General features: G+C 66.7%; 25 protein-coding genes. 11 read left to right on the forward strand and 14 right to left on the reverse strand.

Annotated features, from left to right (window positions below; all coding sequences use genetic code 11):
- Nucleotides 1-267: 267 nt before the first annotated feature.
- Nucleotides 268-3,114, reverse strand: a complete 2,847-nt coding sequence (leuS, locus tag ABZ942_RS21485; RefSeq protein WP_357384594.1) for a leucine--tRNA ligase — start codon at nucleotides 3,112-3,114, stop codon at nucleotides 268-270.
- A 351-nt stretch (nucleotides 3,115-3,465) separates the two neighbouring features.
- Here leuS and ABZ942_RS21490 point away from each other — a divergent pair, with 351 nt between their 5' ends.
- Complete coding sequence (locus ABZ942_RS21490) at nucleotides 3,466-3,873, forward strand: SdpI family protein (RefSeq protein ID WP_357384596.1); 408 nt, start codon at nucleotides 3,466-3,468, stop codon at nucleotides 3,871-3,873.
- Here the strand turns inward: ABZ942_RS21490 and ABZ942_RS21495 are convergent.
- Entirely contained in the window at nucleotides 3,870-4,250 is a 381-nt protein-coding gene (locus tag ABZ942_RS21495) for a cupin domain-containing protein (RefSeq protein WP_357384598.1), read from the reverse strand. The two genes, ABZ942_RS21490 and ABZ942_RS21495, sit on opposite strands and share 4 nt — an antisense overlap.
- Nucleotides 4,251-4,435: 185 nt before the next feature.
- Here ABZ942_RS21495 and ABZ942_RS21500 point away from each other — a divergent pair, with 185 nt between their 5' ends.
- From ABZ942_RS21500 to ABZ942_RS21515, 4 genes are all read left to right on the forward strand, one after another.
- A complete protein-coding gene (locus tag ABZ942_RS21500) occupies nucleotides 4,436-5,332 on the forward strand; it encodes a TIGR04222 domain-containing membrane protein (RefSeq protein WP_357384600.1) in 897 nt (298 codons plus the stop codon).
- 24 nt (nucleotides 5,333-5,356) lie between these two features.
- Nucleotides 5,357-6,229, forward strand: a complete 873-nt coding sequence (locus ABZ942_RS21505; protein ID WP_357384602.1) for a DUF692 domain-containing protein — start codon at nucleotides 5,357-5,359, stop codon at nucleotides 6,227-6,229.
- Nucleotides 6,226-6,582: a hypothetical protein gene (locus ABZ942_RS21510; RefSeq protein ID WP_357384604.1), complete on the forward strand. Its 357-nt coding sequence runs from the start codon at nucleotides 6,226-6,228 to the stop codon at nucleotides 6,580-6,582. Before ABZ942_RS21505 ends, ABZ942_RS21510 begins: the two co-directional genes overlap by 4 nt.
- A 188-nt stretch (nucleotides 6,583-6,770) precedes the next feature.
- Complete coding sequence (locus ABZ942_RS21515) at nucleotides 6,771-7,775, forward strand: bile acid:sodium symporter family protein (protein ID WP_357384606.1); 1,005 nt, start codon at nucleotides 6,771-6,773, stop codon at nucleotides 7,773-7,775.
- Here the strand turns inward: ABZ942_RS21515 and ABZ942_RS21520 are convergent.
- The 5 genes from ABZ942_RS21520 to ABZ942_RS21540 form a co-directional block, all read right to left on the reverse strand.
- Complete coding sequence (locus tag ABZ942_RS21520; RefSeq protein WP_357384607.1) at nucleotides 7,772-8,806, reverse strand: aminotransferase class I/II-fold pyridoxal phosphate-dependent enzyme; 1,035 nt, start codon at nucleotides 8,804-8,806, stop codon at nucleotides 7,772-7,774. The two genes, ABZ942_RS21515 and ABZ942_RS21520, sit on opposite strands and share 4 nt — an antisense overlap.
- Nucleotides 8,803-9,846 carry a 3-oxoacyl-[acyl-carrier-protein] synthase III C-terminal domain-containing protein gene (locus ABZ942_RS21525; protein ID WP_357384609.1) on the reverse strand — a complete coding sequence of 348 codons (1,044 nt, stop codon included), beginning with the start codon at nucleotides 9,844-9,846 and terminating at the stop codon, nucleotides 8,803-8,805. The genes ABZ942_RS21520 and ABZ942_RS21525 overlap by 4 nt, the downstream gene beginning before the upstream one ends.
- An 8-nt stretch (nucleotides 9,847-9,854) precedes the next feature.
- On the reverse strand, nucleotides 9,855-10,517 hold the full coding sequence (locus ABZ942_RS21530) for an SRPBCC family protein (RefSeq protein ID WP_357384611.1): 663 nt from the start codon (nucleotides 10,515-10,517) through the stop codon (nucleotides 9,855-9,857).
- Nucleotides 10,514-12,199, reverse strand: coding sequence for a thiamine pyrophosphate-binding protein (locus tag ABZ942_RS21535; protein ID WP_357384613.1), 1,686 nt, complete (start codon nucleotides 12,197-12,199; stop codon nucleotides 10,514-10,516). The genes ABZ942_RS21530 and ABZ942_RS21535 overlap by 4 nt, the downstream gene beginning before the upstream one ends.
- A 142-nt stretch (nucleotides 12,200-12,341) precedes the next feature.
- Complete coding sequence (locus tag ABZ942_RS21540; RefSeq protein WP_357384615.1) at nucleotides 12,342-13,133, reverse strand: MspA family porin; 792 nt, start codon at nucleotides 13,131-13,133, stop codon at nucleotides 12,342-12,344.
- Nucleotides 13,134-13,311: 178 nt separating this feature from the next.
- On the opposite strand from ABZ942_RS21540, the gene ABZ942_RS21545 reads away from it, so the two are divergent.
- The 3 genes from ABZ942_RS21545 (at nucleotide 13,312) to ABZ942_RS21555 (ending at nucleotide 15,698) form a co-directional block, all read left to right on the forward strand.
- Nucleotides 13,312-13,827, forward strand: a complete 516-nt coding sequence (locus tag ABZ942_RS21545; protein ID WP_357384617.1) for an EXLDI protein — start codon at nucleotides 13,312-13,314, stop codon at nucleotides 13,825-13,827.
- A 123-nt stretch (nucleotides 13,828-13,950) separates the two neighbouring features.
- A complete protein-coding gene (locus tag ABZ942_RS21550; RefSeq protein WP_357384619.1) occupies nucleotides 13,951-14,928 on the forward strand; it encodes an ATP-binding cassette domain-containing protein in 978 nt (325 codons plus the stop codon).
- Nucleotides 14,928-15,698 carry an ABC transporter permease gene (locus tag ABZ942_RS21555; protein WP_357384621.1) on the forward strand — a complete coding sequence of 257 codons (771 nt, stop codon included), beginning with the start codon at nucleotides 14,928-14,930 and terminating at the stop codon, nucleotides 15,696-15,698. The genes ABZ942_RS21550 and ABZ942_RS21555 overlap by 1 nt, the downstream gene beginning before the upstream one ends.
- A 61-nt stretch (nucleotides 15,699-15,759) precedes the next feature.
- Here the strand turns inward: ABZ942_RS21555 and ABZ942_RS21560 are convergent, their stop codons facing one another.
- The 3 genes from ABZ942_RS21560 to ABZ942_RS21570 all read right to left on the reverse strand — a co-directional run bounded on the left by ABZ942_RS21560 (nucleotide 15,760) and on the right by ABZ942_RS21570 (nucleotide 17,704).
- On the reverse strand, nucleotides 15,760-16,491 hold the full coding sequence (locus ABZ942_RS21560; protein WP_357384623.1) for a zf-HC2 domain-containing protein: 732 nt from the start codon (nucleotides 16,489-16,491) through the stop codon (nucleotides 15,760-15,762).
- Entirely contained in the window at nucleotides 16,488-16,997 is a 510-nt protein-coding gene (locus ABZ942_RS21565) for a sigma-70 family RNA polymerase sigma factor (protein WP_357384625.1), read from the reverse strand. The genes ABZ942_RS21560 and ABZ942_RS21565 overlap by 4 nt, the downstream gene beginning before the upstream one ends.
- 62 nt (nucleotides 16,998-17,059) lie before the next feature.
- Nucleotides 17,060-17,704: a YqgE/AlgH family protein gene (locus ABZ942_RS21570; protein ID WP_357384627.1), complete on the reverse strand. Its 645-nt coding sequence runs from the start codon at nucleotides 17,702-17,704 to the stop codon at nucleotides 17,060-17,062.
- A gap of 114 nt (nucleotides 17,705-17,818) precedes the next feature.
- Between ABZ942_RS21570 and ABZ942_RS21575 the strand changes: the two genes are divergently transcribed.
- The gene (locus ABZ942_RS21575) at nucleotides 17,819-18,580 is read left to right on the forward strand and encodes a 1-acyl-sn-glycerol-3-phosphate acyltransferase (protein ID WP_357384629.1); all 762 of its coding nucleotides are present in this window, start codon (nucleotides 17,819-17,821) and stop codon (nucleotides 18,578-18,580) included.
- Here the strand turns inward: ABZ942_RS21575 and ABZ942_RS21580 are convergent.
- Nucleotides 18,574-18,885, reverse strand: coding sequence for a GNAT family N-acetyltransferase (locus ABZ942_RS21580; protein WP_357384631.1), 312 nt, complete (start codon nucleotides 18,883-18,885; stop codon nucleotides 18,574-18,576). The two genes, ABZ942_RS21575 and ABZ942_RS21580, sit on opposite strands and share 7 nt — an antisense overlap.
- A 205-nt stretch (nucleotides 18,886-19,090) precedes the next feature.
- Here ABZ942_RS21580 and ABZ942_RS21585 point away from each other — a divergent pair, with 205 nt between their 5' ends.
- On the forward strand, nucleotides 19,091-20,659 hold the full coding sequence (locus ABZ942_RS21585) for an alpha/beta hydrolase (RefSeq protein ID WP_357384633.1): 1,569 nt from the start codon (nucleotides 19,091-19,093) through the stop codon (nucleotides 20,657-20,659).
- A gap of 87 nt (nucleotides 20,660-20,746) precedes the next feature.
- Here ABZ942_RS21585 and ABZ942_RS21590 read toward each other — a convergent pair whose 3' ends face one another.
- The 3 genes from ABZ942_RS21590 to ABZ942_RS21600 all read right to left on the reverse strand — a co-directional run bounded on the left by ABZ942_RS21590 (nucleotide 20,747) and on the right by ABZ942_RS21600 (nucleotide 22,616).
- Nucleotides 20,747-20,872 carry a hypothetical protein gene (locus ABZ942_RS21590; protein ID WP_357384635.1) on the reverse strand — a complete coding sequence of 42 codons (126 nt, stop codon included), beginning with the start codon at nucleotides 20,870-20,872 and terminating at the stop codon, nucleotides 20,747-20,749.
- A gap of 75 nt (nucleotides 20,873-20,947) precedes the next feature.
- A complete protein-coding gene (locus ABZ942_RS21595) occupies nucleotides 20,948-22,309 on the reverse strand; it encodes a hypothetical protein (protein ID WP_357384637.1) in 1,362 nt (453 codons plus the stop codon).
- Nucleotides 22,310-22,343: 34 nt separating this feature from the next.
- Nucleotides 22,344-22,616, reverse strand: a complete 273-nt coding sequence (locus tag ABZ942_RS21600) for a hypothetical protein (RefSeq protein WP_357384639.1) — start codon at nucleotides 22,614-22,616, stop codon at nucleotides 22,344-22,346.
- Nucleotides 22,617-22,969: 353 nt separating this feature from the next.
- Between ABZ942_RS21600 and ABZ942_RS21605 the strand changes: the two genes are divergently transcribed.
- Nucleotides 22,970-23,662 (forward strand): nitroreductase family protein, encoded by a 693-nt coding sequence (locus tag ABZ942_RS21605; RefSeq protein WP_357384641.1) that lies wholly within the window; start codon nucleotides 22,970-22,972, stop codon nucleotides 23,660-23,662.
- Nucleotides 23,663-23,668 lie beyond the last annotated feature (6 nt).

Below are 23,668 nucleotides of genomic sequence, written 5' to 3' on the forward strand. Positions count from 1 at the left end.
AGGTATACCCGTCCAAGGGAATGACCCGATAGTACTGAGCACGTCAGGTGGGGTCCCCGACCTTCTCTTCCGCAGCCTGTGATGGGCAACGCTCGAGTTCCAGCGTGAGGACTGGCTGTGGCCCGGTTGAAAGAGGCTGGGGAAAACGAGCCGAGTGTGGTCGTCGGCGCCATCGAGCCGAGCCAAAAGGTCGTTGGCGTCATCGAGCCGAGTCATATGATCGCTGTTGAAGATCGTTTAGCGACCATACGACTCGACTCGATGGGCTCAGGCGACGATGTTGATCAGGCGGCCGGGGACGACGATCAGCTTGCGGGGCGCGGCGCCGTTCAGTAGTGCGGCGATCTTCTCGTCGGCCAGGGCGGCCGCCTCGATGGCCGCGTTGTCGGCGTCTGCCGGGACCTGAATTCGGCTGCGCACCTTGCCGTTCACCTGAATCGGGTACTCGACGGACTCGTCCACCAGTAGCGCCGGGTCGGCCACCGGGAACGGGCCGTGCGCCAGCGATGCGGTGTGGCCCAACCGTTCCCACAGCTCCTCCGCGATGTGCGGCGACAGCGGTGCCAGCATCAGCACCAGCGGCTCCACCACCGCGCGCGGTGCGCCGTCGGGGTAGGTCTTGGTGAGGTGGTTGGTCAGCTCGATGAGCTTCGCGCCCGCCGTGTTGTCGCGCAGCGCGGCCAGATCCTCGTCGACACCGGCGATCGTCTTGTGCAGCAAGCGCAGGGTCTCGTCGGCGGCCGCGGCCTCGGTGACCCGGATGCCGCCGGTCTCCTCGTCCACCACCAGACGCCACACCCGTTGCAGGAAGCGGTGTGCGCCGACGACGTCCTTGGTCGCCCACGGCCGCGAGGTGTCCAGCGGGCCCATCGACATCTCGTAGAAGCGGAAGGTGTCGGCGCCGTACAGATCGCACATCTCATCGGGAGAGATGGCGTTCTTCAACGACTTGCCGATCTTGCCGTACTCCTGGTTCACCGAGATCTCGGTGCCGGTCGGGTCGGTCCAGAAGAACTTGCCGTCGCGCTCCACCACCTCGGCGGCCGGGATGTACGCGCCGCGCTCGTCGGTGTAGGCGTAGGCCTGGATGTAGCCCTGGTTGAACAGTCGCCGGTACGGCTCGTAGCCGGACACGTCACCCAGATCGAACAGCACCTTCTGCCAGAACCGCGCGTACAGCAGGTGCAGCACCGCGTGCTCGACACCGCCGACGTACAGGTCGACGCCGCCGGGATCGTTCGGGCCGTGCTCGGCCGTGCGCGGACCGAGCCAGTACTGCTCGTTCTCCTTGGCGCAGAACGCTTCCGGGTTGGTCGGGTCGGCGTAGCGCAGCTGGTACCAGGAGCTGCCCGCCCAGTTGGGCATCACGTTGGTGTCGCGCCGGTATCGCTTCGGCCCGTCGCCCAGATCCAGTTCGACATCGACCCAGTCGGTCGCCTTGGCCAGCGGCGGCGACGGCTCGGAGTTCGCGTCGTTCGGATCGAAGGTCACCGGGGCGAAGTCGTCCATCTCCGGCAGCAGCACCGGCAGCATGGATTCCGGCAGCGCGTGCGGCGCGCCGTCCTCGTCGTAGACGATCGGGAACGGCTCGCCCCAGTAGCGCTGCCTGGCGAACAGCCAGTCGCGCAGCTTGTACTGGATGGTGCCCTTGCCGTGGCCGTCGGACTCCAGCCGGGCGATCACCGTCGCCTTGGCCTCGTCGATCGAAAGTCCGTCCAGGTAATCGGAATTCACGATGGCGCCGTCGCCGGTGTAGGCCGCGGCGGTGAGGTCACCGCCCGCCACGACCTCCTTGATGGGCAGGCCCAGCGCGGTGGCGAAATCCCAGTCGCGCTGGTCGTGGCCGGGCACCGCCATGATCGCGCCGGTGCCGTAGCCGCTCAGCACGTAGTCGGCGATGAAGATCGGCATCGGTGCGCCGTTCGCCGGGTTGGTGGCGTAGCTGCCGAGGAAGACGCCGGACTTCTCCTTGTTCTCCTGGCGCTCCAGATCGGACTTGGCCGCGATCGACTTGCGGTAGGCCGCAACGGCATCCGCGGGGCTCTCGCCGCCGCCGTTGGTCCAGCGGGCATCCGCGCCCGCGGGCCACGCGGCCGCGATGAGCGTGTCGACCAGCTCGTGCTCGGGTGCCAGCACGACATACGTTGCGCCGAACAGCGTGTCGGGCCGAGTGGTGAAGACCTCGATCTGCGCGCCGTTCGCATCGAACTTGACCTGCGCGCCGCGCGAGCGCCCGATCCAGTTGCGCTGCATGGCCTTCACGTTCTCCGGCCAGTCCAGGTGGTCGAGATCGTCGACCAGCCGGTCCGAATACGCGGTGATGCGCATCATCCACTGCCACAACCGCTTACGGAACACCGGGAAGTTGCCGCGCTCGCTGCGGCCCTCCGCGGTGACCTCCTCGTTGGACAGCACGGTGCCGAGGCCGGGGCACCAGTTGACCATCGAATCGGTCTGGTACACCAGGCGATACGAGTCGAGCACGGCCGCGCGCTCGGCGGCGGTCAGCGTCGCCCAGTCCTTGCCGTCGGGGGCGGGGCGGGCGCCGCTGGCGAACTGGTCGGCCAGTTCGCCGATCGGGCGGGCTCGGCCCAGCTCCTGGTCGTACCAGGCGTTGTAGATGCGCAGGAAGATCCACTGGGTCCAGCGGTAGTACTCGGGATCGGTGGTCGCGAACGTGCGTCGCCGGTCGTGGCCGAGCCCGAGGCGATCGAGCTGGCGCTGCATGGTGATCATGTTCGACTCGGTGGTGTCGCGCGGGTGCGCGCCCGTCTGCACCGCGTACTGCTCGGCGGGCAGGCCGAACGCGTCGTAGCCCAGCGCGTGCAGCACGTTGCGGCCGTGCATCCGGTGGTAGCGGGCGAAAACATCGGTGGCGATGTAGCCGAGCGGATGCCCGACGTGCAGACCGGCGCCGGACGGGTACGGGAACATGTCCTGGACGAACAGCTTGTCCGCGGGTGTGGCACCGGCCAGCGGACCGACCGGATTCGGCGCATGGAAGGTCCCGCGCTCGCCCCACGTCTGCTGCCACCGACGTTCGATGCGGCCCGCGAGCTCCGCGGTGTAACGGTGCTCGGGTACATCGCTATCGGTTGCACGAGTGTCCTGCACGGTCCTGCCTTCTTGTGATCGCCGATCCCCGACAAACTTCGTCTATCAGGGTAGAACGTGCGGACCGCAGTACTGAAAATCGGGCTGTGCCGACTACGTCGGCGCGTCCGCGTTCGCGCCCCGGGGAAAGTTACCCGCCCGTCGGGATGGGACTGTCCCGCACCGTCTTCGCGTTACTCGCGAGTTGTCGTTCCCATCCGAGCGGTCCCAACAGTGCGTTTGGTTGCTACAGCTCCAACCCAGCGCCGCGCAGTGTGGAACGCGCCTGTCCGGGCCGGTGTCGGGGCGAGTGCTGAACAGTTGCGGGGAGCTCTCGGCGGGCGGTCGGCACCGATGCGCTAGCCTGCATGAGTGCTCGTCGTCGCTCTCGTCCTGTTCGTGCTGGCCCTGGTGGCCATCGCAACCGGCGCTCTCGGACTGATCGGCAGGCTGCCGCGCAACCGCTTCGTCGGGGTGCACACCGAGGCCGCCCTGTCCGATGACGAGACCTTCCGCATCGCGAACCGCGTCGCCGCCCCCACCTCGCTGGCGGCCGGGGCGCTGCTGTTCGCCGGTGGTCTCGTCGCCCTCGCCGCGAGTGGCATCGTCGCGCTGCTCGTCGGTGCGGGTGCGGCCGTGGTCGCCCTCTTCACCCTCGGTGCCGGAGCCAACGCCGCCGCCTCGACGGCCGCCGCCATCGCACCGCCCGCAGAGGTCGGTGGCTGTGGCAGCGCGTGTGGCGCGTGCTCGCTGCGCGACGCTTGCCAGCCCGCGACCTAGAGCTGTGTTTCGCAGTCCGGTGCGGGCACGCTGCGTGACAGCGGACTCCCGAGCGGATTGACGTAAAGCACGCACAGGTGAACCGGTACCGAGCCGCGGTTGCGTGCGACATGTGGATAACTCGGGCCACTCGGCTCACGAAAGACGCGTCCGCGACGGTAGGTCACTGGTACACAGTCCGCGCCGGGATGATCGAGGGTGCCGCCCGTGACCACAACCAGCAGCGTGCCGTCGTGGTAATGCCAGCCGCTGCTGCCGCCGGGCTCGACGATCGTCTGGCGCAGCACGAACTCGCGGCGTCCCAGGGGAAAGCGGAACAGCACGCGACTCGCCGTGCCCTGCGCGGGCGCCGCGTTCACCTGATACTCGCGTCCCATCAGACCATCGAACCATTTCCCTGCGGTTCGCGTAGCACTGTGCCGACCAGGCCTTTCCGTGCGGCGCTTCGATATCCGGGTGGGTTGAATCGGCCGAGTTACGTTTCGGGTCGAACCCTGTCGACGGCGGTATCGGGAGTCCATACTTGGGGCATTGCAGTACCAGCTTGATTTTCGGGGTGGAAATGAACTCGCTCGTCTTTGTTGCCGCAGGCAATACCTGGGGAATCTCCGGGCCCGACTTCATGGCGCTGTATTGGCCATTCATCGGCCTCGCGCTGCTATTCGGATTGTTGATGCGATTGCGGGTGACCCGCGGCGCCGTCGACAAGCGCGGCATCGAGCGACCGGGCCTGGAGCTGTCGCTACCCGAGATCGCCATGCTGTTCGACGATCGCCGCGCGGTGCTGACCGCACTGGCCCGGTTGCGCAGCCACGACCTGATCGACTCGGCGGCCGCGCCGGCCCGGCCACTGACGGACGCGGACAAGCAGCGCCTCGACCCGTTCACCCGGTCGATCTACGACCGGATCGTCGCCGGAGCCAAGCCGACGGTCGTCTCGCTGACCGCCAAGTCGGCCGCGGCCCTCGGCTCGCTGCGCGACTCGATGATCAAGCGCGGCTACTTTCCCGACGCCGCCTTCCGGCGCAGGCTGTGGGATGCGGGGCTGCCGCTGCTGATCGTCGGCGCGGTCGGTGTGGTGCGGTTCATCGCCGGGACGCTGAATCACAACCCGGTCGCGTTCCTGGTCATCGCTCTGGTGGTGCAGGCGTTCGGCTATTGGCTCGTGGTCGCCAAACCTCGGCTGACTCCGCTCGGCCGTCTGGCCCGCAAGAACGCGACCAGTGGCAATGCCCATCTACGGCCGTCCAATTCGCCCGCCTACGCGACCTACGGTGCTGAGAGCGCCGCGCTGGCCGCCGCGGTCTTCGGCGGTGCCGCGCTCCTGTCCCTCGATCCCGGGCTCGCGAATGCTGTTCAGCCCCCGAGCTCTTCGGGCGGCGACAGTGGTAGCAGCGGTGACAGCGGCGGGGGTGGCTGTGGCGGTGGTGGCGGCTGCGGCGGTGGCTGTGGCGGCTGACCACGGTCCGCATCGGCGCCTCGGATGAGCGGACCGCTGCCGGACGGAGCGCTCGGCATCGGCTGGCGTCCGGAGATCTGCGGGGTGATCGCGGAGCTGAGCGGGCTCGGGTTCGGTGAGGTGATCGCGGAGTCGCTGCCGGTGCGGCGACGGCGGCTCGCCCGGTCGGAAGTTGCGATTCCCGATGAACTGACGGCATTGATCAACCGAGGGGTAGCCATTGTGCCGCACGGTATTTCACTGTCGCTCGGTGGCGCCGAACCGGTGGACGAGCACCGGATCGAACATCTGGCCGGGTGCGCGCAGGCGGTAGACGCACCACTGGTGAGCGAGCACATCGCCTTCGTCCGGGCCGGGGGAGTCGAAGCGGGACATCTACTTCCGGTGCCGCGCTCCAAAGCCTCCTTGGATGTCTTGGCCCGCAACATCTCCCGTACTCAGGACGGGCTCGATGTACCGCTGGCTGTGGAAAACATTGCGGCACTGTTCGATTGGCCCGACGACGGATACACCGAGTCGGAATTCCTCGCTGAACTCGTCGACCGCACCGGGGTATACCTGCTGCTCGACATCGCCAACGTCTACGCGAATGCCCGCAACCGCGCCCGCGACCCCCTCGACGAACTCCTGCGCCTGCCGACCGATCGCGTCGCCTACTGCCACGTTGCCGGCGGCCACGAATCCGGCGGTCGTTACCACGACACGCACACCGACCCGATCCCCGCTGAAGTCCTCACGCTCGTCAGCGAATTCGCCGATATCCACCCGGTGCCGCTGATGCTGGAACGTGACGGCAACTATCCACCCGCCGCCGAACTCCTCGACGAACTCGACGCCATCGCGGCGGCCGCGCATCGCCCGTCCATCACGGGCCACGCCCGATCGGCACGCACGTGAGACCGCCCGAGGCGCATTCGCGGGGCAGCGACGCCGACGTGCTTGCCGAGCGCCAGGCCGCATTGGTCCGGGCGTTGGTGGCCGGGAGCCCGGTTCCGCACGGGTTCGATACCGAAGCCGTCGCTGCGGCGGCCCGCGCATTGCTGCACAAACGCGCGGGTGAGGTCGCGCGCCGCTGCCCACTACTGGTGCATGCCTGCGGTGAGGACTTCACCGAGCGGTTCATTGCCTGGGCCGCGGACAAACCGAAGACGTCTACCGCTTCGGACGCAACGGCTTTCGCCGAATACGCGGGTATCGCGCTGCGGACGAGTGGCCCTTCCCGGATGTCGTTCCTGCGCCGACGCCGATAGCCGGGCCGGTCGCCGAGCGCTGCCATCAATGCTCCGAGTTCTCGGGATTCACCCGGCGCCCGCGCACACCGTGGCAAAGTGTACGGACGAACGTTCGCATTTATCGACTATGCTCAGAGGTCCCATGGTGTGACGAATTACGTACTTTTCGGTTCTATCCCGACACACCCTCGGCGTTAGCGTGTGGTGTGCGATTCCTCAGCAAGTTCTATATCGACGGATTCATCCTGTCGATCCTCGCTACGGTTGCCCTGGCCAGCGTGTTTCCCGCCCGGGGTACCGCTGCCGACGTAGTCGGTGTGCTGACGAAGATTGCCATCGCATTGCTATTCCTGCTGTACGGCACCCGCCTCTCGCCGAAGGAAGCCCTGGCCGGCCTCACCCACTGGCGGCTGCACGTCGTGGTGCTGGCGAGCACGTTTGTGCTCTTCCCGCTGCTCGGCCTGGCGGCCCACCTGCTGGTGCCGGGGGTGCTCACCGACGATCTGTACACCGGTTTGCTGTTCCTGTGCCTGGTGCCGTCCACCGTGCAGTCCTCGATCGCCTTCACCTCGATCGCGAAGGGCAATGTGCCCGGCGCGATCGTGAGCGCGACGGCGTCGAACCTGCTCGGCGTCTTCGTCACCCCGCTGCTGGTCATCCTGTTGATGAACACCACCGGCCAGGCCAGCGTCGACTTCTCCTCGATCGGCGACATCGTGCTGCAGCTGCTGGTGCCGTTCGCCGTCGGCCAGCTGATTCGGCCGAAGGTGCACGGCTGGCTCAGCCGGTACGCCGAGCCGACGAAGCTGGTGGACCGCGGCTCGATCCTGCTCGTCGTCTACAGCGCGTTCAGCGCGGGCATGGTCGAAGGCATCTGGCACATGCTCTCGCCGTGGCGGATCCTCGCGCTGGCCGGTGTGTGCTGTGTGCTGCTCGCGCTCGTCATCGCCGCGACCATGCTGCTCGGCCGGATCTTCGGTTTCTCGATGCCGGACCGGATCGTGATCGTGTTCTGCGGCTCGAAGAAGAGCCTTGCCACCGGACTCCCCATGGCGACAGTGCTTTTCGCCAGCCAGCCGGTCGGGCTGATCGTGCTGCCGCTGATGATATTCCACCAGATCCAGCTGATCACCTGTGCCGCGCTGTCGCAGCGCTGGGCCAAGCGGGCGGAGGAGTCCGGCGAGGAAGGCGAACTGCCTGCCGCCGCTTAACGCAGCGTCGCCAGGGCCGCCAGCACCGCGTGATCCGCGTCCGGATCGCCGACCGAAATACGCGCACTCCCGTCGGGATACGCTTTGGCGGCGATGCCTGCCCGCCGCAGCGCGGTGGATACACCGGGCCCCGGCAGGTACAGGAAGTTCGCGTGGCTGAGCGGCACCGCGATCCCGCAGCGCCGCAGCGCGTCCCGCAGTGTTTCCCGCGCGGCGGTGATCCGCATGGTTCGCACGGCGAGTTCGGGTTCGGCGGCGTAGGACGCGGACACCGCGGCCACCGCCGCCGAACTCACCCCGAACGGCAATTGCAACCTGCGCACCCTGGCCATCAGCTCGCGCCTGCCGAAGGCGTACCCGATGCGCAACCCGGCGAGCCCGTAGGCCTTCGAGAAGGTGCGCAGCACAAGCAGATTCGGATATCTGCTCACCAGGGCCACCGGGTCGATATAGTCGGCGGCGCCGAGAAATTCGACGTACGCCTCGTCCAGGATCACCGGCACCCGCGCGGGCACGCTACTCAAGAACGCCTTCAACTCGCCTGCCGAGACCACCGTGCCCGTCGGATTGTGCGGACGGCACACCACCACCAGCTCGGTCCACTTGTCGATGGCCTTGGTCATCGTGCGCAGATCCTGGTTGCCCGCGGCGTCCAACGGCACCGGCACCATCTCGACACCCGCCATCTCGGCCATGATCGGGTACCCGTCGAAGGTCGGTGCCGCGTAAACCATTCCGGCGCCGGGCGTGGTCAGCGACTGGATGATCTGCATCGCCACCCCGGTCGCGCCGGAGCCGACCACCACCTGATCCGGCTGCACGCCGAGATGCCGTGCGATCAGCTTCGGCAACCGCAGCGGCAGGAACTCCGGATAGCGATTGGCCTGTGCCAGCACGCTGTGCACCGCGCGAAGCACCGAAGGCAGTGGCGGGAAAGGGTTTTCGCTGAGGGTCAGATCGAACCGGGGTTGCGTCGACGAGGCGCCACGCCGCCGCGACGGCGTGGTCTCGTCGACGAGGTGCAGGCTCATCGCGCCGCGCCCCACCGAATGGCCGCGGCGCCCGCGAAATCACCCGCGTGCGCGAACGCGGACATCAGTACTACCGAGCCGTTGCGCAGCCTGCCCGCCCGGTTCTCCGTATCCAGGGTCACCGGAATGCCTGCGGCGAACAGGTTTCCGCAGCTGTCGAAGGTGTCCGGGTGGCGATCGGCGGGCAGCTCGAGCGCGTCGTGCCAGTTGCGCAGGAACAGCCGGTTCGGCTGATTGGTGACGAAGGTGTCGATGTCGCGCCCCTTCACTCCGATCCGATCGCACACCGCCAGCGCCACCTCGGGCACCAGCCGGTTGCCGCGCGCGAACACCTTGGTGATCTTCGATTCGGTGAAGCTGACGCAGCCCTGGCCCTCGCCCGGCTCCCAGTACTTGCGCTCGCCGTTGGTGGAAAACTCCATGTCCCCGGCGAATTCGGGATAGGTGCGGCATTCGATGTCCAGGATCGGCGCGCTGTCGTCCTTGACCAGCAGCCCGACCCCGCAGCCGTCACCGGGCACCGGCGCCTGCGCCAGTTTGCGGATGTCGGGCTGGGTGAACACCGGGCCCGCGCAGTTCTGCGTCGCCACGATCAGCGCGGTGCGAGCGTTGGTGGTCTGCAACACCATTCGGGCGATCGACATCATATGCACGAAGGCCGCGCAGCCGCCGTTGTGCACGTCGTACACGAAGGCGGGACGCGCACCGAGCCGCTTGGCCACCTCGGGCCCGCAGCCCATCACCGGATTGTCCGGCAGCTGAGTATGCGTGATCAGCACGTCGATATCCGAAATGAACTGTGCGCCATGGCGTTCGATCAACGGCGCGACGGCGCGCTCGACCATGTCCACCGCGGTCTCGTCCCGATCCACATGGTGGCGGCCCTTGGGCGAGCGGAACATCACGTTCTTGGCCATCCGGTCCGAGCGGGAGAACTGGGTGAAGTATTCGGTGCCGACCGGCTCACCCGGCAGGTAGCTGGCCACATCGACCAGGCTGACCGAGGGGAGCGCGGGAGCGTCCGGGTTGGTGGGGTTCATACCGGGTCTCATTTCATCCAGTCAGGCTTGATGGGCAGGTCATGCGCCGCCCGGTACTCACAGATCGCCTTGAGGTTGTCCATCTCCAGCTGGTGGCCCGCGGAGAACATCTCCCAGAAGTCGCCGACCCACACCGGGCGCTTCGTGGGCGCGGTCTCGGGATAGGGGTTCTCGTCGTAGAACGGGTGCTTGCAATTGACCCACAGGACAACCGAACCCGGCTTGTTGAACACCGTCTGCGCGTCCACGACCCGCAGCAGATAGATCATCCACAGGTGCTGGGACTGGTCCCAGGCGCAGTGGTAGTCGACGGTCATCCCCTCGGGATGCGCGACGGTGCGGGTGAAGATCTGGGTTTCGTCGCCGAGCCGGTCGTAGGCCAGCCACAGGCCCGGCTCCTCGGTCGGCACGAAGCCGCGCAGGCTGTAGGTCCATTCCTCCAGCGAGCGGGTGTCGGCGAGGTACTCGTACACCTCGCGCGGCGGCGCGGCGATATAGGCCTGCACCGGGCAGTATTCGCCGAAGATCTGGTCGTGCGGGTACACCGACCGCAGCATGTCCATGATGATCGGGGTGGTGGCGTCCTTGTCGGAATTCTCGATTCGCAAGAGACCGGGCGGCAGCACGTCCTCGGGGATATCGCTGAGTGCTGGCAGGGCGCTGGTGGTCACGAGTTACTCCTGGATTGTTCGATGGTCGTCAAAAACGGAAGAAACGGCGGAACCTCGTCCGGGTCTACGTCGATCGAAATGAACGAGGGCCCTGGGGTTTTCATGCAGTGTCGCAGCGTCGCGGCCAGCTCGGCCGGCAGCCGCACCGAGAAGGCGGGCAGTTCGGGGAACATGGCGCCGACCCCCTCGCCGAGATGCGCGGGCCGGAATCTGTTGAAGCTGTAGCGGTCTCGGTAATACAGCTGTTCTCTGGTCACGCACATCGCGTGGGCGTTGTTGTTGAGCACGATGAAGGTGATCGGCAGCGCGTGCTCGATCGCGGTGTGTATCTCCATGCCGTGCATGAAGAACGCGCCGTCGCCGGCCACCACCACCGTGCGCCGCACCTTGTCGGGGCCGTGCCCGCGGGCGAACGCGGAACCGATCCCCGCGCCGAACGCGTAACCCATACCGCCCATCCCGAGCGCGACCACGAACCGGCCGCCGCGCGGCACCCGCAGGTGATGCACCACGGCCGCACCGGTATTGCCCGCGTCGGCGAAGACGTCGGTGCCGTCGGGCAGACCCGCGTCGATGGTCTCCACCAGCTGCCGATAGCGCAGACCGGGACCGGAGGCTTCCGGAACATGCAGTGGAGTAAGCGAAGTGGCGGTCCGCCGCTCGGGTGTCGCAGTGGCAGCGGTGAATTCGTCGGCCAGGTCGCCCAAGGTGCGTGCCAGGTCGGTACTGGTGGCATGGGTGGTCGGCAGATGGGGCGGCGTCACACCGATGCTCGCCACCGTGCCGCCCGCCAGCAATTCGTCCAGCCCGGTGCGCGTGGTCATGGGCATCGGTGTGCCGATGAGCAGGCACAAGGCCGCCGACCGGATGGCCGCGCCGAGTTCGGGATGCCCCATGGTGCCCGCGACCCCGCAGAAGCCGGGATCGGTGTTGTCGTAGGTGTCCTTGGCATCGGGGGCGACGCCGACCGCGGCGTCCAAGACGGTGGCCAGCCGAGCCAGCTCACCTCGCGCGTCGTCACGGGCGACCTGGTCACCGGCGATGATCACGATTTTCCCGGTTCGCCGCGCCGTCGTCAGCGCGGCGCGCAGTCGGGCGAGGCCCGCCTCGTCGCGCCGATATACCTTGCTGGGCAACCGAATCGGCCGCGCCGCGCCCATCTCGGCCTGCTGCACGTCCTTGGGCAGCAGCAGCACGGCAGGCCCGCCGCGCCGGGCCGCGCCGACCGCCCTGGCCAGCAGATCCGGCAGGTCGGCGGCGGATTCGACGCGTGCGCAATAGCGGGTGATCTCGTGGAACATCCGGGCAGCGTCGATGGTGCCCGCCTGTCCGCTGGTGTCTTGAAAGGCGCCATTGCCCTCCAGCGCGGTCGGCGGCTGGCCGACCAGCGCGAGCACCGGTACCCGCGAGGCGAATGATTCGGCAAGTCCGGCAACGAGATTCATCGCGCCGCCGCCGGACGTCGCGGCGACGACGCCGAGTCCGCTGGTCGAGCGGGCATAGCCGTCGGCCATGGTGGCCGCCGAGAATTCGTGCTTGGCGATCACCCCGGTGACGTCGTAGGGCGCATCGAATATCGCGTCGTACAGATCCTCGATGTTCGCGCCGTCCACGCCGAAGATGTGCCGGACTCCCAAGACCGAAACCGCCTGCACCAAATAGTCCACGACTCGGCTCTGCATCGGCACTCCTTCCCGCGGTGTCCCCCTGTGCCCCGGGCACACGCGAGATCACGTTCTGCGTACAGGAGTGATACGAGCGGGGAGCACGGACGGTTCAACGCCGCGCCAGCAGTGCGGCGCCGGCTCCGCTACCGGAGGACGGTCAGCTCAGCTCGATGGGGTCGCTGTAGACGACCTCGCTGGTCTGTCCGCCGGGGGTCACCAGGGTGAATTTGACGAAGGTCCGCACCGTCACCGGCCCGAACGCGCCGGTGACGGTCAGATGCGTGTTGGACAGGTCGGCGTAGGCCATGGGCTGGGTCAGCGCGACCGTCGCCAACGTCGTCGCGACGATGCCGCCGTGCCCCACCTGGAACGATGTCTGCTGGGACGGCAGCACGGTGGCCAGCGCGCCGAACTCGCCGCCGAGTTCGTAGTTCAACGGGGTTTCCGACTCGGCGGCGGGCTCGGATTGGGTTTCGGATTGAGATTGCGACTGGGACTGCGATGAGGTGGTGCCTGCGATCTTCGGCTTGGCGTTGCCGGTGACCGCCACCGACGGCGAGTTGAGCGTCGCGGTGATCCCGTTGGGCGCCAGCGCCACCGGATAGCCGATTTCGTAGCCGACCTCGAGCACCGCGCTGACGATCTTGCCGTGCTTGGGCCCGTCGACCTGGCCGATGCCGATCCCGGACAGGAACGCCTCCTTGCTGAACGGGTTGTGGTCCAGCGGCGGCGTGACGTTGGCCGCGGTGTTCGCCTCGATGATCATGAACGCGTAGCCGTCCATGGTCCGTTTGACCAGCTGGTGGCCGATTCGGACGGGCAAGGTCGCGGGATCGACAAACTTGGCCGTCGCCGGTGTCGCTGCGGTCAGTGGCAAGGCAAGCGACAGCAGGCAACTACCCAGCACCAATCGCATGCTGTGCTTTCGCTCGGCGTTCAGAGGCTTCACAGCCGCACCTTCTCGCAATCCGCGTCCAGCAGCTGGTGCCGAGCTGGCGGTTCGCTGCCAGTCGGAGGATAGTGGTGACCTTCCAGCAACCTACAAGAGCCGGATTCCGAAATGCCGTATTTCGCCGGGCGGTGTCGCACGGCTTGCGTGTACGTATACATCTACGTATAGTCGGGTCATGCCCAACAAGACGATCTATGTTGCCGATGACGATCTGCCGCTGTTCCAGCGGGCCCAGGAGCTGGTTGGCGGCAATCTCTCCGGGGCGGTGACCACGGCGCTGCGCCGGTTCATCGAATTGGAGGAAGGTCGACAAGAAGGGTACGACGAGGTCATCGTCCGGGTCGGGCACAACGGTGTCCGGCAGGTCCGATTCTCCGGCGCGCTGCTCTTCGAAACGAACGACGTGAACGACCATCGGATGGAACATGTCCGGGTGTTCCGCAGCCGCAAAGGCAAGTTCGTGCTGCACGCCCACTACGCGAGCTGGGACGAATATCCGCAGTCGGCCAACTGGATCAAGGATTTGAAGAACTGGCGGCGCATGCTCGGCGTCGGCGAACAGGACTGGGGCGACTTCATTTTGGAGATCGTCGACTCGATCGAGGAGTTGAAGGGCAAGCTGCCGGACAAGGTGTACGAGCGGGTGGTCGATATCGCGAAGCGTCCGCAGATCGAAGACCTCGACATCTAGCCGAATCATGGTTCCGCACAACTGAACAGCACCTGTTCGACACGAAAGCCGCTCCCGGGGAGCGGTGTTGATTACACATGCGCGCATGCGCATTCAACTATGGAATTCATCGAAAGGACCGTTATGGTCAACGGCCATCGCGCACCCGCCATTTCGGCACTGGGCCTGCGCAAATCGTTCGGCGAGCAGGTGGTGCTCGACGGCATCGACATCACCGTCCCCGAGGGCACGATCTACTCGCTACTCGGCCCGAACGGCGCGGGTAAGACCACCACCGTGCAGATCCTGAGCACGCTGATCCACGCCGACGGCGGCGAAAACCGGGTCGGCGGCCACGATGTCGAGGGCGACCGCGACGCGGTGCGCAAGGCGATCGGCGTCACCGGCCAGTTCTCCGCGGTCGACGAGCTGCTCACCGGCCGGGAGAACCTGCAGCTGATGGGCGACCTGCATCACCTGCCGCGACGCGAAACTCGAAGGCTGACAGTGGATTTGCTGGAACGCTTCGACCTGGTCGAGGCCGCCGACAAGCCCGCGTCCACCTACTCCGGCGGCATGACCAGGCGGCTGGACCTGGCCATGACGCTCGTCGGGGACCCGCGCATCATCTTCCTCGACGAGCCGACCACCGGCCTCGACCCGCGCAGCAGGCGGGCCATCTGGGAGCTCATCCGCGGCCTGGTCGACGACTACAACGTCACGGTCTTCCTCACCACCCAGTATCTGGAGGAGGCCGACTACCTGGCCGACCGCATCGCGGTGCTCGACCACGGCCGGATCGTCGCGGAAGGCACTGCGGCGGAACTGAAGCGGCTGGTGCCCGGCGGGCACATCCGGTTGCAGTTCGCCGACCGTGCCGCCCTGTTCGCCGCGTCCGCCGCGCTCGGCGTCGCCGCCCAGGTGCTCGACGACGCCGAGGCCGACGAGGACCTGACCCTCGCCGTACCGAGCGACGGCAGCGTGAAATCGCTACGGGCCCTGCTGGATCGGCTCGACTACGAGCAGATCGAGGTCGACGGCCTAGCCGTGCACACGCCCAACCTCGACGATGTCTTCCTCACCCTCACCGGCCAGCCGACCTCCGAAAAGGAAACCGTCTGATGAGTACTATGTCCTACGCCCTGGCCGACTCGGCAACGATGTTGCGGCGCAACCTGACTCATGCCAAGCGGTATCCGAGCATGAGCGTCGGCGTCATCGTCATGCCGACCGTCCTGCTGCTGATCTTCAAGTTCGTCTTCGGTGGCGCGCTGGAAAAGTCTTCCGGCGGAAACTACATCGACTACCTCGCGCCCGGCATGCTGCTGATGGTTCCGGCCTACATCACGGCGTCGGTGGCGGTGTCCATCGCGACCGACACCTCCAAGGGCATCGTGAATCGGTTCCGCACCATGGGGATCACGCAGTCGTCGATGCTGACCGGCCACGTGCTCGGCGCGCTGCTGCAGGCGCTGGGCGGCATCGTGCTGATGGCCGCGGTCTCGCTGCTCATCGGGTGGCGGCCCGACGCCAACGTGTTCGAATGGATCGCCGCGTTCGGGCTGCTCAGCTTCACGACCTTCGGATTGAATTGGCTCGCGGTCGCGTTGGGCCTGCTGTCGCCGAACCCGGAGGGCGCGAGCAACGTCATTTTCCCGATCATCATGCTGCCGTTCCTCGGCAGCGGCCTGGTCAGCACCGACACCATGCCGGTCGGGCTGCGCCAGTTCGCCGAGTATCAGCCGTTCACCCCGATCACCGAGACGGTGCGCGGCCTGCTGATGGGCACCGAGATCGGCAACAACGGCATCCTCGCGCTCGTCTGGTGCGCGGGCCTCACCCTCGTCGGATTCCTCTGGGCGAACTCGATTTTCCGTCGCCAGACCAGCTGACCAACTCGCGATGAGGGGTGCCGATCCCCCGCCGGCCTCCGGCGGGGGATCGGTTTTGTGCTCAGACGGTTCCGGACAGCAGCGTCTCGCCCGAGGACGCCAACCGGATCTGCACGGCCTGGATCTGCTCCGGCGTCTTGTCGATCGTCCGGTCGATCGTCAGCTGGGTGCCCGGCCCGGCCGGCCACTGATCGAGCTCGGTCTGGCTGCCGTCGGTGCCGAGCACGAGCAACTTCAGATTCCAGTTGTACTGCTGGTCGCTCGGTCCATAGCTGCAGGTCATGACGATCCGCGTCTTGCCGTCGGCCTGCACGACCTTGAAGCTGGCCGTCACCGGATTCGGCTTGAGCGGTTGCATACTGCGTTCCGCGACAACCTGTTCCGAGCTGGTATTGCCCGAGGAGGTCACGGTGGACACCACCGGAACTGCGATGGCCACGGCGGCAGCGGCCGCCGCCACCGCGGCACCGACGGACACCCACCGGCTGCGGCGCTTGCGTTTCGCGGCCGCGTCGGCGAGCCGCGGCAGCAACTGCGGCACGGGCGGACCCGGCTCGGTCGCCGGCGAGCCCAGCTCCGCCGCAATGGCTTCGGGCAGCTCGATCATCGCGAGCGCGGTCGCGGGTTCGACCATCGCGAGCAGGCCCGGCATGCCGGCCAGTTCGGCGACGGCGCCCCGGCAGGCGGGGCAGCCGGCCAAATGCTCTTCGTATTCCCGCCGCTCGGTTCTGGTCAGGGAGCCGAGCACGTAGGGCGCGTCCCATGTGGTGTAGTCGTCAGCGATGTCGGTCATTGGTTCGTCACCCCCATCTCCTGTAATGCCAGCCGTAGTGCCCGCATGCCGTAGTGCATCCGGGATTTCACCGTGCCCGCCGGGATGTCGAGTTCCGCGGCGATCTGGTGGGTGGAAAGGCCCCGATAGTAGGCCCGCACGATCACCTCGCGGTGATCGGGACTGAGCCTGCCCAACGCGTCCGCGACCACCCAGCCGTCCAGCGCGCGATCGGCTTGATCGGGTGTGGCCTGCTCGGGTGGTGCGTCGGTGCGAAACTCGCGCCGGTTGCGGGCGCTGCGATGCTCATCCACGGCGAGATTGCGCGCCACCGTGAACAGCCACGCGCGCGCCGACGTGTCGGACTGATCCAGCACCTGCGGGCGTTGCCACGCTCGCAGCAACGTTTCCTGCACGATGTCCTCGGCCCGTCCAGGGTCGCGAACCAGACCGAGCGTGTACCGCCATAGTGCGGCAGCGTGTTCGTCGTACAAGACCCGCAACAACTCGGTTCGGTTGTCGGGCATTGCTCACCTCCCGCTCATCCCACGAATCAGCAGGGGTGAACGGTTCAATAAGTGCGCACATCTCAATTTCGTTCGAGTTCGATCGGGTGGGTGGCCAGCAGCGAGAGCGGCAGCGGCTGGCGGCGCAGCACGTGCGCCCACAGGTCGGCGCGGCCGGTGCTGATCGGGTCGGAGGGCAACGCGGACAGCACGATCCAGTCGTCGTTCTCCAGTTCGCCTTCCAGCTGCCCGAAGGTCCAGCCCGCATAACCTGCGAAAATGCGGATGCCCTCGACCAGCTGCCCGATCTCCTCCGGGTCCGCGTCCAGGTCGACGAGCACCACGCGGCCGTCGATCCGGCGCAGGCCGGGGATGCCTTCGATGGTCGCGCCGACGCGGATGGTGCCGAGGCACAACGCCGCGTCGCGTTTCACCGGGCCGCCGATGAACAGGGTGCGCGGCGCGGCCGCCACCTCGGTCCAGCGGGGCAGCACGTCGTGCACGGCCGTATCGCTCGGCCGGTTCAGCACGACGCCGAGGCTGCCCGCATCGTTGTGCTCGATGATGTAGACAACGGTGCGCCGGAAGGTGGGTTCGGCCAGTTCGGTCGCCGACACCAGCAGGGTGCCGGCGCGCACCGTCTGCTCGCCGTGCCGGAAATCGCGCCGCTTGCGGTCGCCGTGCCCGCCGCGAGTTTTCCGATCATCCGGGTCGTCTGCGCGTGCCACTCGGACATCATCGCAGTTGTTCCGGCGATATGCGCTTCTGCTGAGCAGTTCGGTGCCGGGAATTTGTCTCGGTGCCCGATGCTGGGCGCTTGCGGCCGTCGTAGAGTCCGTGTCATGGAACCTCCCGAGGTACGCCTCGAGAACAGCGATACCGTGTACGACTTCTATCTCGATCATCGGCAGAATCGGCTGAAAGCCTGGGCCGCATACGCGATTCTGGGGCGTCGTTACTATCCCCGCGTCTCCTACGCCGAGGGCGCGCAGGCCGGTTTGCGCGCGGCGATCCGGCAGCGCCGACCGCTGTTGATCTCGATCAATCATCTTTCCGAGAACGATCCGTACACGGTCGCGGCCGCGGCGTGGCGCAGCGCGTTGCGACCGGTGATCGGGCGGGTCCGGGTGCTGGCCAAGGACGAGCTGTTCGAGGAGCCCGAGCAGCGGCGCAAGATCGACATGATGGGCGGGATTCCGGTGTTCCGCGGCAAGGACCACGGGATCCGGGCGGTCAACGCGGCCGGTCAGCGGATGATGGACATCTGCGCGCAGCGGATCGTGCGCGGTGACGGGGTCGCGGTGTTCCCGGAGGGCACCTGCAACGAGGTCGACCCCACCCAGGTGCAGCCGGTCGGTAGCGGGATCGGGCACATCGCGTTTCGCGCGATGAAGCTCGGCGTGGCGCCGGTGCTGGTGTCGATGGGCCTGAGCTACGGGCCGCGCGCCGACCCGACGGTGCAGCCGAACAAGGAGGAGGCCAAGTCGGCCAGCTTCTACTTCGGCGTGCCGATCACCGAATTGCCGAGCAAGCCGGGCGATATCGCGCGGCTGGTGCGCACCGATCTGCAGCAGGCCCTCGACGGCGCCGTCGCCGCTTACTGAGGCAGGTTCAGGCTGTCGCGCGCCCAGTGCGGCACCATCACCAGATATTCGGGGCGGGTCTCGATGAAGTGGTGCACCATCCGGCACATCGGCAGCGCGCCGAGTTTGTCGGCCGCTGTGCTGTTCAAGGCCGCCTCGACCAGCACTCGGCCGTAGCCCTGGCCCTCGTAGCGGGGGTAGATCTCGGTGTGCACGAACGCACGTTCGGACTGGGTGTCCTGATATTCGACATATCCGGCATTGTCACCGTCGACATAGAGCTCGAAGCGTTCCAGAGCGGTGTTGATACGGACCTCCGTCGACATGGCTCGACGCTACTCCCGTGCGACGTCATCCGCGCATTCCGCGCCGCATAGCGCCGCGCCCGATCGGTCTGGGGACGGCCGCGCCCTCGGGGGCCTGACCGGCACAATCCGGTGCTCGACTTGTCTGCGGGTGGCGACCTGCGCAGAATGCTCATGATCGGGGTCGCGCACGCGCGCGTGGCGGCGGCCCGTGGAGGTACGAAACATGATGAAGGTACGGCTGTTTTCGCGGGCGGCGGCTGCCATGGCCGTGTGCCTGCTCGGCGGATCGATCGGCTCCGGCCTGGCCGACGCCGCGCCGTCGTTCGGGGCCTGCCCGGACGGCTCGGTGGTCGCGGGTCACGGCGTGCAGTGTGCTGTCGTGGACGTGCCGATGAACTACGCCGACCCGGACGGGCCGAAGATCCAGGTGACTGTCAGCCGGATCGCGGCAACGGGTGAGCGGCGCGGCGCCATCTTCGCCAATCCCGGTGGGCCCGGCGCGGACGGGCTGGACTTCTGGGGTCTGCGGACCGATGTGCTGCCCGCCGAACTGAACGCCCACTACGACCGCATCGCGGTGCAGCCGCGCGGATTGCGCTGGGCCACCCCGTTGAACTGCACCGCCGAGGGCGGCACCCAGGTGTCGCTCGGCGGCGGCGATCGCACTGCCATCAAGAAGGCGTGCGACGAGACGCATCCCGGCTACCTCGACACCATCACCACCGAGAACACCGCCCGCGACATGGACGCGGTGCGGGCCGCGCTCGGGCTGGACCGGATCAGCTACCTCGGCACCTCCTACGGCACCTACCTCGGCGCGGTGTACGCCTCGCTGTTTCCGGACCGGGTCGAGCGAATGGTGCTGGACTCCAACGTCAATCCCGATTGGGTGTGGACCGAGGAATTCGCCCAGCAGCAGATCGCGGGCAAGCAGCGCCTCGATGATCTGTTTGCCTGGATCGCCGACCACGGCGCCGACTACCACCTCGGCGACACGGCTTTGCAGGTCTATCAGAACTGGGTGCGGATGGCGGTCGATCAGGGTGGCGGCTGGTACGCCAACCTGACTCCGCCGCCGGCCAGCCTCGCGGACCTGCCTGGCTCGCTGCCCGAGCCGCTTGCCGAGATCGCTCGCGACGGTTACACCGGCAGCCTCGAGCAGACCGGAAAACTGCAGAACCTGTTGCGTACGTTGATCTCTCGCGGTGTCACCACGCAGGGACCGCTGCTCGGCGCGACATCGGTCGCTAGTTATACCCGCACCTACTGGCCTACTTTCGCGCGCGCGATGGCGGACGCACTGGCCAATCCGGCCAACGTGCAACGGTTGCGTGCCATCGAGGGCGTCACGTCCACCGACTCCACCGGGCAGTTCGTGTTCGCGGCGATCACCTGCAACGAGAACGCCATCCCCGGGCGGCTCGAGGTGATCGGCTCGGCGATCGCGACCATCGCCTCCGGCGGCGACGCGATGGATGCCCGCGCCGACCTGGTTCGCTCCGGAATGGCCTGTGGGACGTGGAAACCCGTTACCACGCCGGTCCGGATCACCGGCGCCGGTCTCGGGACGCGCCCGCTGGTGCTGCAGAGCCGCCACGATGCCTTGACCAAATATGAAGGTGGACCGGCGATGTCACGCGCGCTGAATGGTTCTCTGATCTCCGTCGAAGGTGGGGATCATGGAAACTTCGGTCGCGGGAACCGGGTTGTCGATGATGCGGTGATGACGTACCTCGACACCGGGCGGGTCACGATCACCGAGGCTGCGGAGGCGCCACTTCCGGCGCGCTGAGGCGTAAAAATGCTTCGCGCACTGTGCGATTCAGTTGCCGAAACCCGAATCGCACAGTGCGCGACGCTGGATCAGGACTATGTCCTGTCAGTGATTACCGCCGCCACCCTGGAGGGCGGCGAGCGCATTGAGCACCATGTACAGCGGGCCGTACAGTGCGGTCGCCAACGGATCGCCGTTGCGCTGACCATTGAGAATCCAATCGAAACTCATCGAGCCCATTCCCTTACCTCCGCTTTGTTTGCCGTGCCGGGATGTTTCGAAGTCGTCCGCCGAGTGCGGGCCGCGCTATTTCTTCTGCTTCTGCTTTTTCTTCGCCGGGAGCTCACAGGTCTTCTTCGCGCCCTTGGCCTTACAGGTGTCTTTCGAACCGGCGCCACCGATCACCGTGCCAGCGTTCTTGCCGGTGACGGTGATCTTGTCGTTGCCGCCTTCACCGTTGACCGAGGCCTGTTTGCTGTTGATGTTGGTCACGGTGATCACGTCGGCCAGCGGTCCGCCGCGGATTTTGGCCTGATCGTTGAGATCGGTGACCTTGATGATGTCCTTGCCCTTAACCGGGGCGTCCGGGTAGCCGTCACCCCACACCTGCCCCATCTTGCCGACCAGGCCGACGGTGATCTTGTCGTTGCCGTCCCAGCCGTTGATGATGCCCGCGTGCCACTTCAGCTCGTCGCCGTCGCCGCTGATCGGGTCCTCCGGGCCGTTGAGGCTCTTCACGGTGATCGTGTCGTTGCCGTCATCGCCGAACACGCCGCCCGTCCGCCCGATCATCTCGACGGTGATGGTGTCGTTGCCCGGTCCACCGTCCGCGGAACCGGCGTTGTAGCCCGGCATGACGATCTCGCCATCGGGTCCGTTGATATAGGTGACGTTGATGACGTCGTCGCCCTCGTCACCGTCGACCTCGCCGGTGTTCATGCCGTCGACGGTCAGGGTGTCCCGGCCGGGTCCACCGGACACCAGTCCGAGTCCGTTGACGTCGCCCGCGTGGATGGTGTCGTTGCCCTCGCCGCCGTAGACGCCATCGGCAGTCGCGGGGTTGTCGAAGGTGGCACCGGTCGCGACCCAGCCGACGTCGATGGTGTCGTCGCCCGTCCCGCCGTCGACTCGACCGGCGATCACCTCCAGACTCAGCTCAGGATGGTCTTGATCGCTCTTGACGTAACCCAGGGTGCCGACGCTGATCTTGTCGTTGCCGGGGCCGCCGGACACCTTGCCACGTTCGCTCACATTGCCCAGCGGAATGTCGATTCCGGCGAACTTCTTCTCGCACTCGGGAGACCGTTTGCCGCCGCCGACGGTGATGGTGTCGTCACCCTCCCCTCCGTCGATCTCGCCACCTTTGCCCGCGGAGGCGCCGATGCCCCCATTGCAGATGAACGTTCCGACGTCATAGGCGCTGATCGTGTCGTTCCCGCCCCCACCACGAACAACCGCGCCCTGGGGCACGTTGCCCTTGATCACAATCGTGTCGTCGCCGCCGGTTCCCTCGACCGTATCGCCGTCCTTCAGGTCACCATCGCAGGTGATGGTGCCTGCGGCGGATTTACATATCGAGGGCAATTCCGCGGCATGTGCGGGAACCGATACCGCCGTGAATGCCCCGGCAACCAGCGCGGGCGTGCATATCCATCGAACAGCCGTCAATCGTGAAACATGCATATCAGAGTTCCCCCATTTCTCATTCGTCCGACGGAAGTTCGGCATCCTCGTCAGCCGGATCGCCTGCGTTCATCTCGGCCTCGGATATCGCTACCGGAGGCGAAATCTCCTCGGACGCATCGTCTTCGAGTGCGTCCCCGTCGTCGGGCAACGCGCCCTCGTCGGTGAACGCGCTGTCATCGGGTTCGCCGGTTCGAGCGGCTTCTGCGCCCTGCGGAACGTCCGCGCAGGAATCGGTGACGCAGACCGCGGGCAATGCCGCGGCCTCTGTCGGAACAGCGAACGCTGCCAACGCAATTACCGCCAGTGCGGTAACACAAGACCGTCGAACAGCTGTTGATCGTGAAACACGCATGCCAAAGATCCCCTATTTCTCGGTCGAATCATCCTCGTGCACAAGCCCGGAACCTGCGCTCGCCCAGCACCAGGAACCCCGCAAATCAACACGCGCTTACTGATTGCGCTGTCTCGCGTCGCGATACTCCGCCGGATCGCCGACGCCGAACACCCCCTGTATTCGTGGCGGACCACGTCAGGGATGGGTGTGGCTCGACCCGGTCTGTTTCGCGTCGGATGTCTGGTTGGGTGGACGGTAAGTTCGGCTCGGCATTGCCTGCCCGGTCGGTCCGGATCACACTGCAATCCATGACGACATGGATGCCGCTGCACGGTCAGCCCTATCAGCCAGTTGCGTACCACCCGAACCGGATTCCCGTTGCGGAGGCGCTGGCCGCGTCGGCCGCGTTCCGTGCGCGGATGGACGAGCGCCGGACCGTGCGGATGTTCTCGACCGAACCGGTGCCGGAGCAGTTGGTGCTCGATGCGATCGCGGTGGCGAACACCGCGCCGTCGGGTGCCCATCAGCAGCCGTGGACGTTCGTGCTGGTCGAAGATCCCAACGTGCGCACCAGGATTCGGGAGGCGGCCGAGGCGGAGGAGCGGATCTCCTACAACGGGCGGCTCGGCGAGGAGTGGTTGTCGGCCCTGCAGCCGCTCGGCACCGATGAGCACAAGCCGCACCTCACCGACGCCCCCTACCTGCTGGTCGTCTTCCAGCAGCGCTTCGGCTTGCGCCCGGATGGCACCACCTACAAGCACTACTACGGCGACGAATCGGTGGGCATCGCCGTGGGCATGCTGCTTGCCGCGCTGCACATCGCCGGCCTGGCCGCGTTGACGCACACCCCGAGCCCGATGAAATTCCTCGCCGAGGTACTGCAGCGGCCCCGCAACGAAAAGGCTTTCGCGGTAATCCCTATCGGCTACCCTGCCGAAGATGCCATGGTCCCCGACCTCGTGCGCAAGACAATGGATCAGGTGCTTGTCCGAATCCGATAGGACGCA

This window comes from Nocardia sp. NPDC046473, from assembly GCF_040645995.1.
Classification (GTDB): domain Bacteria; phylum Actinomycetota; class Actinomycetes; order Mycobacteriales; family Mycobacteriaceae; genus Nocardia.

What these genes read in the sequence shown, in the direction of transcription:
- ABZ942_RS21585 (WP_357384633.1), top strand. Translation starts at nt 19,091, where the DNA reads ATGATGAAGGTACGGCTGTTTTCGCGGGCGGCGGCTGCCATGGCCGTG.
- ABZ942_RS21565 (WP_357384625.1), bottom strand. Translation starts at nt 16,997, where the DNA reads ATGCCCGACAACCGAACCGAGTTGTTGCGGGTCTTGTACGACGAACAC.
- ABZ942_RS21575 (WP_357384629.1), top strand. Translation starts at nt 17,819, where the DNA reads ATGGAACCTCCCGAGGTACGCCTCGAGAACAGCGATACCGTGTACGAC.
- ABZ942_RS21520 (WP_357384607.1), bottom strand. Translation starts at nt 8,806, where the DNA reads ATGAGCCTGCACCTCGTCGACGAGACCACGCCGTCGCGGCGGCGTGGC.
- ABZ942_RS21555 (WP_357384621.1), top strand. Translation starts at nt 14,928, where the DNA reads ATGAGTACTATGTCCTACGCCCTGGCCGACTCGGCAACGATGTTGCGG.
- ABZ942_RS21525 (WP_357384609.1), bottom strand. Translation starts at nt 9,846, where the DNA reads ATGAACCCCACCAACCCGGACGCTCCCGCGCTCCCCTCGGTCAGCCTG.
- ABZ942_RS21590 (WP_357384635.1), bottom strand. Translation starts at nt 20,872, where the DNA reads ATGAGTTTCGATTGGATTCTCAATGGTCAGCGCAACGGCGATCCGTTG.
- ABZ942_RS21535 (WP_357384613.1), bottom strand. Translation starts at nt 12,199, where the DNA reads ATGCAGAGCCGAGTCGTGGACTATTTGGTGCAGGCGGTTTCGGTCTTG.
- ABZ942_RS21550 (WP_357384619.1), top strand. Translation starts at nt 13,951, where the DNA reads ATGGTCAACGGCCATCGCGCACCCGCCATTTCGGCACTGGGCCTGCGC.
- ABZ942_RS21560 (WP_357384623.1), bottom strand. Translation starts at nt 16,491, where the DNA reads ATGACCGACATCGCTGACGACTACACCACATGGGACGCGCCCTACGTG.
- ABZ942_RS21580 (WP_357384631.1), bottom strand. Translation starts at nt 18,885, where the DNA reads ATGTCGACGGAGGTCCGTATCAACACCGCTCTGGAACGCTTCGAGCTC.
- ABZ942_RS21605 (WP_357384641.1), top strand. Translation starts at nt 22,970, where the DNA reads ATGACGACATGGATGCCGCTGCACGGTCAGCCCTATCAGCCAGTTGCG.
- ABZ942_RS21545 (WP_357384617.1), top strand. Translation starts at nt 13,312, where the DNA reads ATGCCCAACAAGACGATCTATGTTGCCGATGACGATCTGCCGCTGTTC.
- ABZ942_RS21500 (WP_357384600.1), top strand. Translation starts at nt 4,436, where the DNA reads ATGAACTCGCTCGTCTTTGTTGCCGCAGGCAATACCTGGGGAATCTCC.
- ABZ942_RS21495 (WP_357384598.1), bottom strand. Translation starts at nt 4,250, where the DNA reads ATGGGACGCGAGTATCAGGTGAACGCGGCGCCCGCGCAGGGCACGGCG.
- ABZ942_RS21505 (WP_357384602.1), top strand. Translation starts at nt 5,357, where the DNA reads ATGAGCGGACCGCTGCCGGACGGAGCGCTCGGCATCGGCTGGCGTCCG.